This window comes from Roseateles sp. P5_B10 (genome assembly GCF_056400485.1).
On sequence record NZ_JBFULE010000099.1, the window covers coordinates 1 to 12,541 of the forward strand.

Annotated in this window: 13 protein-coding genes; 9 read left to right on the forward strand and 4 right to left on the reverse strand. The window is 68.8% G+C overall.

Features of this window, described 5'->3' with window-relative positions; all coding sequences use genetic code 11:
- The 7 genes from AC1DU6_RS09325 to AC1DU6_RS09355 all read left to right on the forward strand — a co-directional run.
- Positions 1-445, forward strand: a 445-nt coding sequence (locus AC1DU6_RS09325; protein WP_477856858.1) for a family 1 glycosylhydrolase, incomplete at its 5' end; no start/stop codon positions are given.
- A gap of 132 nt (positions 446-577) precedes the next feature.
- Entirely contained in the window at positions 578-1,810 is a 1,233-nt protein-coding gene (locus AC1DU6_RS09330; protein WP_056200626.1) for an ABC transporter substrate-binding protein, read from the forward strand.
- A 2-nt stretch (positions 1,811-1,812) separates the two neighbouring features.
- Positions 1,813-2,691: a carbohydrate ABC transporter permease gene (locus AC1DU6_RS09335; RefSeq protein WP_457319854.1), complete on the forward strand. Its 879-nt coding sequence runs from the start codon at positions 1,813-1,815 to the stop codon at positions 2,689-2,691.
- The gene (locus AC1DU6_RS09340) at positions 2,688-3,542 is read left to right on the forward strand and encodes a carbohydrate ABC transporter permease (RefSeq protein WP_477856860.1); all 855 of its coding nucleotides are present in this window, start codon (positions 2,688-2,690) and stop codon (positions 3,540-3,542) included. The genes AC1DU6_RS09335 and AC1DU6_RS09340 overlap by 4 nt, the downstream gene beginning before the upstream one ends.
- Positions 3,539-4,594, forward strand: coding sequence for an ABC transporter ATP-binding protein (locus AC1DU6_RS09345; RefSeq protein WP_477856861.1), 1,056 nt, complete (start codon positions 3,539-3,541; stop codon positions 4,592-4,594). Before AC1DU6_RS09340 ends, AC1DU6_RS09345 begins: the two co-directional genes overlap by 4 nt.
- A gap of 7 nt (positions 4,595-4,601) precedes the next feature.
- Positions 4,602-5,996 (forward strand): glycoside hydrolase family 30 protein, encoded by a 1,395-nt coding sequence (locus tag AC1DU6_RS09350; protein WP_477856863.1) that lies wholly within the window; start codon positions 4,602-4,604, stop codon positions 5,994-5,996.
- Positions 5,997-6,096: 100 nt separating this feature from the next.
- Positions 6,097-8,394: a putative bifunctional diguanylate cyclase/phosphodiesterase gene (locus AC1DU6_RS09355; protein WP_477856865.1), complete on the forward strand. Its 2,298-nt coding sequence runs from the start codon at positions 6,097-6,099 to the stop codon at positions 8,392-8,394.
- Here the strand turns inward: AC1DU6_RS09355 and asd are convergent.
- Together asd and AC1DU6_RS09365 are read right to left on the reverse strand one after the other, a co-directional pair.
- Positions 8,336-9,172 carry an archaetidylserine decarboxylase gene (gene asd, locus AC1DU6_RS09360; RefSeq protein WP_457319863.1) on the reverse strand — a complete coding sequence of 279 codons (837 nt, stop codon included), beginning with the start codon at positions 9,170-9,172 and terminating at the stop codon, positions 8,336-8,338. The two genes, AC1DU6_RS09355 and asd, sit on opposite strands and share 59 nt — an antisense overlap.
- Before the next feature lie 29 nt (positions 9,173-9,201).
- On the reverse strand, positions 9,202-9,510 hold the full coding sequence (locus tag AC1DU6_RS09365) for a helix-turn-helix domain-containing protein (protein WP_056200609.1): 309 nt from the start codon (positions 9,508-9,510) through the stop codon (positions 9,202-9,204).
- Positions 9,511-9,598: 88 nt separating this feature from the next.
- On the opposite strand from AC1DU6_RS09365, the gene AC1DU6_RS09370 reads away from it, so the two are divergent.
- Together AC1DU6_RS09370 and trhO are read left to right on the forward strand one after the other, a co-directional pair.
- Positions 9,599-9,964, forward strand: a complete 366-nt coding sequence (locus AC1DU6_RS09370) for a VOC family protein (protein WP_457319865.1) — start codon at positions 9,599-9,601, stop codon at positions 9,962-9,964.
- Between the two features lie 33 nt (positions 9,965-9,997).
- Positions 9,998-10,783 (forward strand): oxygen-dependent tRNA uridine(34) hydroxylase TrhO, encoded by a 786-nt coding sequence (trhO, locus tag AC1DU6_RS09375; RefSeq protein ID WP_457319866.1) that lies wholly within the window; start codon positions 9,998-10,000, stop codon positions 10,781-10,783.
- 11 nt (positions 10,784-10,794) lie between these two features.
- On the opposite strand, the gene AC1DU6_RS09380 is transcribed toward trhO, so the two are convergent.
- Together AC1DU6_RS09380 and AC1DU6_RS09385 are read right to left on the reverse strand one after the other, a co-directional pair.
- Positions 10,795-11,343 (reverse strand): TOL_0243 family YfiR-like periplasmic protein, encoded by a 549-nt coding sequence (locus AC1DU6_RS09380; protein ID WP_056200601.1) that lies wholly within the window; start codon positions 11,341-11,343, stop codon positions 10,795-10,797.
- Positions 11,331-12,541: TonB-dependent receptor plug domain-containing protein (locus AC1DU6_RS09385; protein ID WP_477856868.1), on the reverse strand; the 1,211-nt coding region annotated here is incomplete at its 5' end. The genes AC1DU6_RS09385 and AC1DU6_RS09380, both read right to left, overlap by 13 nt.

The following is a 12,541-nucleotide window of genomic DNA, read 5'->3' on the forward strand; positions in this document are numbered from 1 at the left end:
CCCCGAGATGGTGAAGGACGACGCGCAAGGTGGCCCGATGCGCGCCAGCCTTGTCGAGCGCGAGGGCGTCGAACGCACCGGCTTCGGCTGGGAGGTGTCGCCGCAAGGCCTGGTCGACCTGTTGACCCGCATCCAGCGCGACTACAACCCGGCCGTCATCCAGCTGACCGAGAACGGGTCCACTTTCGAAGATGTGCTGACGCCCGACGGCCATGTGCACGATGCCGAACGCCTGTCCTATCTGCAGCGCCATCTGAGTGCGGTCAAGCAGGCGCTGGACGCCGGCGTGCCGGTCAAGGGCTACTTCGCCTGGAGCCTGCTGGACAACTTCGAATGGGCCGAGGGCTATCTGCGCCGCTTCGGCATCGCCTATGTGGACTACACCACCCAGAGACGGACCCTGAAGGACAGCGGCCTCTGGTACGGCCAGTTCCTGAACGAATAATTAACGGCGTGGCGCCCTTTATTTAAAGGGTACAGGCGGTTTCTAAATGAAATATTACAGGGTCCTCCCTCAGGCGCGTTCAGCCGCGCCAGGGCAAACTGCGCACGCTGCCCCACAAGATCCGGAGACAAGATGAAGTTCCCCCGCCATGCCCTGGCCGCTGTTGCGCTGCTCGTTGCAACCGCTTCCAACGCCGCCGAACCCCTCAAGGCCGAAGTCATCCACTGGTGGACCTCGGGGGGCGAGTCCGCCGCCGCCAAGACCCTGGCCGAGGCCTACAAGGCCCAGGGCGGCATCTGGGTCGACACGGCTGTCGCCCTGGGCGAGCAGGCTCGCTCGGTCGCCATCAACCGCATCGCCGGCGGCAACCCGCCCACGGCCGCCCAGTTCAACACCACCCAGCAGTTCCGCGACATCGTCGACCAGGGCCTGCTGAACAACGTCGACGCGGTGGCCCAGCGCGACGGCTGGGACAAGTTCCTGCCCGAGACCGTGCTGAGCGCCATCCGCGTCAACGGCCACTACTACGCCGCGCCGGTCAACATCCACAACATGACCTGGTTCTGGTTCTCCAAGGCCGCCTTCAAGAAGGCCGGCATCGCGGAAGAGCCCAAGAACTTCGATGAGCTGTTTGGGGCGCTGGACAAGCTCAAGGCCGCCGGCCTTGTGCCGCTGGCCCATGGCGGCCAGCCCTGGCAGGACGGCATCGTCTTCACGGCCGTGCTGGCCCACTACGGCGGCCGCGACCTGTATCTCAAGATCTTCCGCGACCGCGACCCCAAGGCCATCCTGGGCGAGGACTTCAAGAAGGTGCTGCTGGCCTACAAGAAGCTGCAGGGCTACACCGACAAGGGCTCGCCCGGCCGCAACTGGAACGACGCCACCGCCATGCTCATCAGCGGCCGCGGCGGCGTGCAGATCATGGGCGACTGGGCCAAGGGCGAGTTCGCCCAGGCCAAGCAGGAGGCCGGCAAGGACTACGGCTGCGCCCCGGGCTTCGGCCCCAAGGCGCCCTACATCATCCAGGGCGACGTGATGGTCTTCCCCAAGACCGACAAGCCCGACCAGGTCAAGGCCCAGCAGCTGCTGGCCAGCGTCATCACCCAGCCCGCCACGCAAGTCGCCTTCAGCATGAAGAAGGGCTCCATCCCCATCCGCACCGACGTCGACGTCAGCCAGATGGACATGTGCGCCCAGATGGGCGTGGCCGCGATGAAGGACAAGTCGCGCCAGCTCGGCAACGGCGAGATCTACATCACGCCCGACCAGAACGGCGCCCTGCAGGACGTGCTGACGAGCTACTGGAACCGCAACATTCCGGTCGAGAAGGTCCAGAAGGACATCGTCAACGCGCTGAAGTCCTGACGATGAAACGCCGTTCCCTCGCGGCCTGGGGCGCGCTGCTGCCCCTGGCCGTCATCGTTCTCGTCGGCTATGTCGGCACGGTGCTGTGGACGCTGCGCACCTCCGTGTCCAGCTCGCGCACCTTCCCCAAGGACGACTTCGTCGGCCTGCAGCAGTTCGAACGCCTGCTCGACAACGATCGCTGGCAGCTCGCCATCCACAACCTCGCCGTCTACGGTGTGCTCTACATCGTCGCGGCCATGCTGCTGGGCTTTCTGCTGGCCGTCTTCATCGACCAGAAGGTGCGCGGCGAGGGCGTGCTGCGCACCGCCTTCCTGTACCCGTATGCGATGTCCTTCGTCGCGACCGGCCTGGTCTGGCAATGGGTGCTCAACCCCGACAGCGGCCTGCAGAACGCGATGCAGCAGATGGGCTGGAAGGATTTCAGCTTCGACTGGATCGTTGACCAGGACATGGTCATCTACACCGTCGTCATTGCCGGCACCTGGCAGGGTGCGGGGCTGGTGATGGCGCTGATGCTGGCCGGCCTGCGCGGCATCGACGAGGAGATCTGGAAGGCGGCGCGGCTGGACGGCATTCCGACCTGGCGCGTGTATCTGTCCGTCGTGTTGCCCATGATGGGCCCGACGCTGGCGACCGTCTTCACGCTGCTGGCCACGGGCGTCGTCAAGGTCTTCGACACCGTCGTCGCCATGACCCAGGGAGGCCCCGGCACGGCCAGTGACGTGCCGGCCAAGTTCATCATGGACCATCTCTTTGGTCGCGCCAACCTCGCGCTGGCTTCGGCGGGTGCTGTGGTGTTGCTGCTCACGGTCCTCGCCTTGGTCGCGCCGCTCGCCTATGCCCGCAGCCGCCAGGCCGCGAAGGGAGGCCACGCATGAAGCGCACCAAGCATTGGGCCCGCATCGGCGTCTACGCCTTCCTGCTCTTCGCCGCGGCCTTCTTCCTGCTGCCGCTGTACGTGATGCTGACGACCTCGTTCAAAAGCATGGAGGAGATCCGCCTCGGCCAGATCTTCGCGCTGCCGTCGGCGCCCTCGCTGGGCGYCTGGCGTGCCGCCTGGAGCGAAGCCTGCACGGGCGTCAGCTGCGAAGGCATTCGCGGCGGCTTCTGGAGCTCGGTGGCCATCACGGTGCCGTCGGTCATCCTGCCCATCCTGCTGGGTGCCATCAACGGCTATGCGCTCTCCTGGTGGAAGCCCAAGGGCGGCCAGTGGCTGTTCGGCGTGCTGATGATGGGCGCCTTCATCCCCATCCAGGTGATGATCTATCCGCTCGTCAAGCTGGAAGCGGCCATCGGCATCTACAGCAGCCTGCCCGGCATCGTCGCCGTGCACCTGGTGTTCGCCATGCCCATCATGACGCTGCTGTTCCGCAACTACTACGCCAGCCTGCCGACCGAGCTGTTCAAGGCGGCGCGCGTGGATGGCGGCGGCTTCTGGCGCATCTTCGCGCAGCTGGTGCTGCCGATGTCCACGCCGATGCTGATCGTCGCGGCCATCATGCAGATCACCGGCGTGTGGAATGACTACATCCTGGGCCTGACCTTCGCTGGCCGCGAGAACCAGCCGATGACGGTGCAGCTCAACAACGTCATCAACACGACGACGGGTGAGCGTCTCTACAACCTCAACATGGCCGCGACGATCCTGACGTCCGCCGTGCCCCTGTTGGTCTATCTGATTTCCGGCCGCTGGTTCGTGCGCGGCATTGCAGCGGGCGCAGTCAAATGAGTGGCGTGAACATCCAAGGTCTGAGCATCAAGTTCGGCCACAACGAGGTCATCAAGAACCTGGACCTCCAGGTCGTCGAGGGCGAATTCCTCGTGCTGCTCGGCCCTTCGGGCTGCGGCAAGTCGACGCTGCTGCACAGCATCGCCGGCCTCATCGACGTGAGCGCAGGCAGCATCCACATCGGCGGCCAGGACATGACCGATGCCGAGCCCTCCGAGCGCGGCATCGGCATGGTCTTCCAGAGCTATGCGCTGTACCCGACGATGACGGTGGAGCGCAACATGTCCTTCGGCCCGCGCGTGGCCGGTATCCCCAAGGCCGAGATCGAGCGCCGCGTGAAGCGCGCGGCCGACATGCTGCAGCTGACGCCGCTTCTTAGCCGCAAGCCGGCTCAGCTGTCCGGCGGCCAGCGCCAGCGCGTCGCCATCGGCCGGGCGCTGGTGCGCGAGGCCGGCGTCTTCCTGTTCGACGAGCCGCTGTCCAACCTCGACGCCAAGCTGCGCGCCGAGCTGCGCCGCGAATTGAAGCTGCTGCACCAGACGCTGGGCAACACGATGATCTACGTGACCCACGACCAGGTCGAGGCCATGACGCTGGCCTCGCGCATCGTCGTCATGAAGAGCGGCGTCATCCAGCAGATCGGTACGCCCAGCGAGGTCTACGAGCGCCCGGCCAATCTCTTTGTCGCGGGCTTCCTCGGTTCGCCCGCCATCAACATGGTGCCGGCCCGGGTCGGTGCCGACGGCCGCTCGCTTGAAGGCGCGCTGCCTCTGCAGCTGGCCGAGGGCCGCGTCAAGGCGGGCCAGGGCCTCGTCCTTGGCGTGCGGCCGGAACACGTGCGCCTGCAGTCGGATGGCCGCTGGCGCGCGACGGTGCAGCTGGTCGAGCCCATGGGCAACCACCAGGTCGTCTGGATGAAGCTGGGCGAGCAGGGCTTCTCGGTCCTGGTGCACGACGGCCGCCGCATCTTGGCCGGCGACGAGCTGGCCTTCGACATCGACGAGTCGGCGCTCAGCGTCTTCGACGCCGCCAGTGAACAACGCCTGAGCTGAAACCGCCATGAAGATCCTTCTGCTCGCCCTGACAGCCGCGCTCGCCAGCGTCGCTAACGCTGAAACTGTGCGGGCTTTTCTGACGACCGCCGACCAGCAGCAATTGCTGGCGCCAAGCGAAGTGAGCAAGTCCGCCAACAAGGCCGATGCCGTGATCCGCATCGACCCGAAGCGCCAGCACCAGCGCATCGCCGGCTTCGGAGCGGCCATCACCGAGGGCTCGGCCTGGCTGATCCGCCACGGCATGAGCGAGCCCCAGCGCGACGCGCTGATGCGCGAGCTGTTCACTCGGGAAGACAACGGCCTGGGCTTCGAGTTGACTCGGCTCACGATCGGCGCATCGGACTTCTCGCGCCGCCACTACAGCCTCGACGACATGCCGCCGGGCCAGACCGACCCCGAGCTGAAAAACTTCTCTCTCAACACCGAACGCGCCGACGTCATCCCCGTCGTCAAGCTGGCCCTGGCGCTCAACCCCAAACTGCAGGTCATGGCCTCGCCATGGAGCGCGCCGGGCTGGATGAAGACGACCGACAGCCTCGTGCAGGGGCAGCTCAAGCCCGAGTTCTACGGCGCCYTTGCCCGCTACATGGTGCGCTACGTCGAGAGCATGCGCGCCGAGGGCGTGCCCATCTTTGCGCTGACGCTGCAGAACGAGCCGCACTTCGAGCCGCCCGACTACCCCGGCATGCGCATGACGCCGGCCACGCGCGCGACCGTCGTCGGCCAGCACCTCGGCCCGTTGCTCAAAGCCCAAGGCCTGAAGACGCAGATCCTGGAGTGGGATCACAACTGGGACGAGCCGTGGAGCCCGCTGTCCATGCTGTCCGATGCGACGGCGCGCAAATACGTTTCCGGCGTGGCCTGGCATTGCTACGCGGGCGACGTGGCGGCGCAGTCCCAGGTGGCCCAGCATTTCCCCGAGCTGGACGTCTGGTTCACCGAGTGTTCCGGCGGCGAATGGAAGCCGCAGTGGGCCGAGACACTGCCCTGGATCACGCGCAACCTCATCATCGGCAGCACCCGCCACGGCGCTMGTGGCGTGCTGATGTGGAACCTGGCGCTGGACCCGCAATACGGCCCGCACCTGGGCGGTTGCAAGGACTGCCGTGGCGTCGTCACCATCGACCCCAAGACCGGCAAGGTCACGCGCAACATCGAGTACTACGCCTTCGGCCACGCCAGCCGTTTCGTGCAGCAGGGCGCACGGCGCATCGACTCGGAAGGCGGCGAGGGCAAGAAGACGGGCCTGGACCACGTCGCGTTCACGAACCCGGATGGCAGCACGGCGCTGATCGTCAGCAACTCCGCCGGCGCGCCCCGCCGCTTCACGGTGCAGGCGCCGGGCCGGCGCTTCAGCTACGAGCTGCCGGCCAGCGGCGTCGTGACCTTCACCTGGTGACCGCTGGGCGCTGGCCGCGCGTGACATCCGTCCTGAGTTCTAACGACTCGGCGCGTGACTGATGTCACGTGGCGCGGCCCATCCTGGCTAGGATGGGCCGATGACGGGATCCCTGCTGATCAGCACCAGCTTGATCGCCCTGCTTGGCGTGGCGCTGCTGGTGCTGGCGCGGCTGGAGCCCGGTCATCCCCACATCAGCGACTGGGGCTGGAGCCATGTCCTGCTCGCCGTGGGCCTCACGCTGGGCATCGCCCTCGTGCCGCCGGACCCGGAGTCCGTGCACTACAAGCTCCAGGCCACCGTGGCGACGGCGGCCGTCATCGCCTCGCTGGCTCTGCAACTGGCTGGCGCGGCGCGCTACCGCGGCCGGCTCTGGCGCTGGCGGCGCAACGCGCCGCTGTTCGCGTCCCTGCTCGGCTTCATCCTGGCGCTGGCGCTGGTGCAGCAGCGCCATGCCGTCGTTGCCGCTGCCCTGATCCTGACCGCCGGCGCCTGGCTGGCCACCGCCTGGCTGTGGCGGGATGGGGCGACCGGCGAGCGCTTCGTCGCCGGCTGCTTTGCGGCCTCCGGCCTGGTGCACCTCAGCGGCCCGCTGCTGGACCCGTTGGCCCGCTCTCCCATCACCCACATCCTCGGTACCTATGTGCAGGCCGTGCTGGCCATGGCGCTGATCCTGCTGTCGGTGCGCCGCGCCCATCACGAGACGCAGCGAGTCAATTCGCAGCTGCGCCAGCTCTACGAGCAGTCCATGCAGGGTCTGCTTGTCGTGCGCGAGGCGCGGGCCGTCTATGCCAACCCGGCGGCGCTGGCCATGTTCGGTTTCGACCGCGTGGAGGACATCGGCCCCATCGGCCCGCTGATCGCCACTTCCGACATCGAGGCCGCGCGCGCCCGCTACCAACGCCTGCTGCAGGAGCGCAGCGGCCAGATCGCCTGGGAGGGCGAGCGCTACCGCAGCGATGGCCAGGCCGTCTATCTGCGTGGCAGCTCCAGCTATATCGAATGGGAGGGTGGGCCGGCCCTGCTGGTGCTGATGCTGGACGACACCGCGCGCCAGCGCGCCATCGAGGCGCTGCGCCGCCAGGCCCTGCATGACGAGCTGACCGACCTGCCCAACCGCCACGCCGCCCTGGCCCGCCTGGCCGAGCTGACGGTGCCCGGCAGCCCGGGATTCGCGCTGCTGTCGGCGGACCTGGACCGCTTCCAGCTCGTCAACGAAAGCCTGGGCCACGAGACCGGCGACGCGCTGCTGCAGGCCATCGCGACACGCCTGCGCGAGGCCCTGCCGCCCGAGGCCCTGCTGGCACGACTGGGCGAAGACCAGTTCCTGCTGCTGCAGCCCGGCGTCGACGACGACGCGGGCGCCCTGCTGGTTGGCCAGCGCCTGCTGGCGCTGATGAACGCGCCCTTTGCCGTTGCCCACCGGGCCCTGTATGTGCACCTGTCGGTCGGCATCGCGCTTTTCCCCGCCCATGGCCGGGACGGCGCGGCCCTGCTGCGTGCGGCCGATGTGGCCATGCACCAGGCCAAGCAGCAGGCCGGCGCGGCCGTCGTTGCCTTTCGGCCCGGCATGTCGGCAGCGGCGGGCGGCCTGCTGGAGATCGAACAGGCCCTGGCCGCGGCCATCGAGCGCGAGGAGTTCCAGCTCGACTACCAGCCGAAATTCGAGGCCGGCACGCGCCGCCTGGCGGGCTTCGAGGCCCTGGTGCGCTGGCAGCGCCCCGGGCGCGGCCGCGTCAGCCCGGCGGACTTCATTCCCGCCGCCGAGCGCACAGGCCAGATCGTGCCGCTCGGCGCGCTGATCCTGCGCCAGGCGGCCCAGCAACTGCGTGCCTGGCAGCAGCAGGGCCTGGCCGTGATGCCGGTGGCCGTGAATGTGTCGCCGCTGCAGTTCGAGGACACCGGCTTTGCCGATTGGGTGCTGGACCTGGTGCGCGCGCATGGCTTGGCGCCGACGCTGATCGAGGTCGAGATCACCGAGACCGCCGCGATGACGCACATGGACCGTGTGCTGCCCCAGCTTGCCCGGCTGCGCGACGCCGGCGTGGGCGTGGCGTTCGACGACTTCGGCACCGGTCAGAGCTCGCTGACCCTGCTGCGCCGCCTGCCCATCACCACACTCAAACTTGATCGCAGCATGATCGACCCACTGCCCGAGCCGTCCGCCGGCGCCGTCGTGCGCGCGGCCTGCGTGCTGGCCCAGGCGCTGGGCCTGGCCATCGTGGCGGAAGGCGTCGAGACCGAGGCGCAGGCCGCCGAGGTCGAGGCCTTGGGCTGCACACATCTGCAGGGCTGGCTGTTGGCCAAGCCCCTGGCGCCCGCTGCAGCTGCGGCGCTTCTCAGCTCGCCATCAGCTCACCCATCCGGACCGAGCCTCCCGGTTGCCACGCCGGGTTGAACTGCAGGCCGCTCTTCTCGAACAGCATGACGACCGTGGAGCCGAGCAGGAAACGGCCCATCTCGTCGCCCTGGGCCAGCGTCGCTTGTCCAGGTGTGTAGTCCCACTCGCGTACCGGGCCGGCGCGGTTGATGACGCCATGCCAGACCGTGGCCATGCTGCCGACGATGGTGGCGCCGACCAGCACCAGCACCCAGCGACCCAAGGTGTCGTCATCGAACACGCAGACGACGCGCTCATTGCGCGCAAACAGCCCCGGCACGCCGCGCGCCGTCGTCGGGTTCACCGAGAACAGCTCGCCCGGCACATGCACCATGCGCACCAGCCGCCCGGCGGCCGGCATGTGGATGCGGTGGTAGTCCTTGGGGCTGAGGTAGAGGTTGGCGAACAGGCCGTCCTTGAACCGCGCCGCGAGCTGCGCGTCGCCGCCGACCAGGGCCGTCGTCGTGAAGGCCTGTCCCTTGGCCTGGAAGATCTGGTCGCCCTGGATGCGGCCCACCTGGCTGATCGAGCCGTCCACCGGGCAGATCAGCGGAGCATCGGCCAGCGGCCGCGCGCCGGGTTTCAGCGCCCGGGTGAAGAAGTCGTTGAAGGTCTTGTAGGCCGTGATGTCGGGCTCGGCCGCCTCGGCCATGTTGACGCCGTAGCGCCCGACAAAGCGGCGGATGACCGAGGTCGTCACGCCACCCAGCGGCTTGGACGCGTAATGCCCGGCCAGGCGTGTCATCGCCTGCTTGGGCATCAGGTATTGGGGCAGGACTTTGAGGCGGTCGGACATGGGAAGGGGCCGAATTGCGGTCGAGGATTCTAGGAGTCGCGCCACGGCATGACGACCCGGCGCAGCGGGGCCGCCGTCGTCGCGACCTGATCGGCGTCCAGCAGGCCGCGGCGCTTCAGGTGGCGGATGGCGGTCTGCACGGTCGACTTGGCCAGGCCGGTGCGCGTGGCGATCTCCTGCAGGCTCAGCGGCACGGCTTCCGCGCGGCGTCGCTGGGCCTCGCAGGCCAGGCAGAGGTAGACGAGAAAGGCCGAGGGCCGCCGGTCATGGCCGCAGAGGTCGGCCATCAGCGTGTCGACGACATAGGCGTCGATCTGGTGGGCGATCGGTTTGTGCATAGCGATCAATGCTATAGCAGCCATCGGACGCGATCCGCCCGGGCGCTTCCAGAATGGGCGCCACGTCCAACAGCTTCGAGCCGCCACCATGATCACCCACGTCAAATTCATCGGCGTTCCCGTCGCCGACCCGGCCCGCGCGCTGGCCTTCTACCGCGACCAGCTCGGCTTCGCCGTTGCTACCGACCAGCCCATGGGCCCGGGCAAGCGCTGGATCGAGCTGCGCGTCGGCCACTCGGCCACGCGCGTCGTGCTGTTCACGCCCGAAGGCCACGAGGATCGCATCGGCACCTTCTTCAACGGCGCCATCGCCTGCGACGACGTCGAGGCGACCTGCCGGCAGCTGCAGCAGCGCGGCGTCGAGTTCGTCGCGCCGCCGACGGCCCAGCCCTGGGGGACGTTCGCCAAGTTCAAGGACTCCGAAGGCAACGTCTTCGTGCTGTCCTCCAGCTGAGGCCCCGGCAGCCGGGCGCGACAATCCGCGCCGATGCCCCTGGTCCACAGCTCCTTCTACCGTTTCACGCCGGTCGCCGACCCCACCGCCTTCGCCGCCTGGCTGCGCGAGGCCGCCGCCGGTCTGGGCGGCGTCATCCTGGTGGCCGGGGAAGGCCTGAGCGCCGCGGTGGCTGGCCCGGCCGAGGTGGTGGCAGCTTTTGAAGCGCTGCTCCAGCAGCAGCCTGGTTTCGCCGGCCTGCATTGCAAGCACAACGCCTGCGAGCGCTCGCCCTTCAGTCTGCTCAAGGTCTCCGTCAAGCGCGAGATCGTCGCCTTCGGCATTCCCGGTGTCAGCGGCGAGGACACCGGCACCCATGTCAGCCCACAGCGCTTTCGCGAACTGCTGGCCGACCCCGACACCGTCGTCCTCGACAACCGCAACGCCTTCGAGTTCAAGCTGGGGCGCTTCCGCGGCGCCATCGACCCCGGCGTGGCCCACTTCCGCGACTTCCCGGCCTATGTCGAGGCACACCGCGACGAATGGCAGGGCAAGACGGTCGCGATGTACTGCACCGGTGGCATCCGCTGCGAGAAGACAGCAGCGTGGATGCAGGCCCAGGGCCTGAAGGTCGCGCAGCTCGACGGCGGCATCCTGGGCTTCCTCGAAGCCTTTCCCGACGCCGCAGCCGATTGGCAGGGCGAGTGCTACGTCTTCGACAAGCGCATCGCCATCGATGCCGCCGGCCGCGAGACGGGCACGACGGCCGAGCAAGTCTTCAGCGACCCGGCCGACGCCTGGCGGCTGGCGCGGGCGCGGCGGCTGGATCCCGAGGACTGACGTCCGCAGCTTCAGCGCGCCGCCGCATGCACCTTGTGAGCGACGGACAGCAACCGTGAGCTCATGCGAAGGCCAGCGCGTTCCGCGCCGTCAAGCAGCACATCGAAACGCACGCGCCCGCCAACGACCAGAAACTGAATGGCGCCGGCGCGCGGCGAGGCCTCGCCGGAAGCGCCCTCGCTGACCAGCAGCAGCCCGCGCCGTGCGCTGGCCGTCTCGCCCTGAGCCAGGAATAGCAGGTGCACGGCCGGGTCGGCATCGGCCGCGCGCACGCGCCGCACCTGCACCGGCCGCGCCTGCACCGTGCGCCCCTGCAGGGTCTGGCTCAGCTCGCCGAGCATGGCTTCCGAGCCCTGCACGCCGATGACAAAGGGCGCATCGATAGCACCCAGCGCGCCGTCGGGCCAATCCACATAGGCCGTGAACTTGTAGAGGAACTCGGCCTTGATGCGCACCTCGCCGCCGGCATCGTCGGTCTGTGCATGGCTCATGCCGGCCGTCAGCAAGCCCAGCGCGAAGGCCAGCAGCGGCCTGCGCCGCGCCGGTGTCACGGGGTCCACCGCAGTTGCGCGTAGGCCTCGGGCCCGAAGACGCTGCGGCCCGGCGCAGCATTGGCCTCGGCATGGCGGCCATGCAGCAGGTTGCGGCCGCCCAGCGTCAGCGCCAGCGTGGGGGTGGCGCGCCAGCCGTAGTTGAAGTCCAGCACCGTGTAGGCGGGCACGGCCGGCTTCGGCAGCGCGGCGACATGGCGCAGCGCCACGTCCAGCTCATGGCGATCCGCCGGCTGCAGCGTGGCGCGCAGCTGCCATTGCCGCGGCGGGTCGTTGCCCAGCGCGGACGGCCCCACCGGGTCGCGGCTGCCCGGCTGCACGGCCAGATCTTGTTGCAGGGCATTGAAGCCGGCACTCCAGCGCAGCCAGGGCAGCGGCTGCCAGTGCGCCCAGGCTTCCAGGCCCCAGCTGTTGCCGGCGATCATGTTCTGCACCACGGCGTTGGGCGGCGGCTGGCCGCTGCGCAGCTTCTGCCAGTCATGCTGGTACAGCGTCAGCGCATAGCTCAGCGTGCTGCTCGGCTGGCCGCGGTGGCCCAGCTCGACCACGCGCGCGACCTCCGACACGAAGTCGGCCCCGCCCGCGATGATGAAGGGCGGCTTGGGCGGCAGGCGCAGGTCGCGGTCCAGCCGGGCCGGCGCGCGCACCGCGCGCGACAGCGAGGCCCACCACTGCCAGCGCGCCGACGGCGACCAGGCCAGGCGCAGCGACGGCAGCGTCTCCCAGCCGGTGTAGTCGTTGTGCTCGAACTTCGTGCCCGCCGTCAGCCGCCAGCCGTCCGCCAGGGTCAGCTCGTCCTGCACGAACAGGTTGTGCCATTGCTGCCGCGCGCTTTCGGGCACGAAGCCGAACACCAGCCCCGGCGCGATGTGGTCGCGCGAGCTCCGCCAGCCGCCGCCCCAGTCGATCTGGTGCGCGCCCCAGGCCAAGCTGTGCTGCGCCTCCAGGTCCAGCACCGTGAAGCGCGGGCTGTACAGGATCGTGTCCTCGCGCCGCACATGGTCGTAGTAGGCCTGCAGGCGCAGCCGCGAGCCGCCGTCCAGCCGGCCAGTCCAGCGCGCCAGCAGGTTCTGCCCCGACGTGCTGACGCCGCCGAGGTTGCGTGTGCCACTCAGGCGGTCTGCCATATCGCCGCGGTAGACGTCGCCCTGCACGGTCAGCCCGTCCTCGCCGCTCAGCCAGTCGGCGCGCCAGCCCAGTTGCCAGC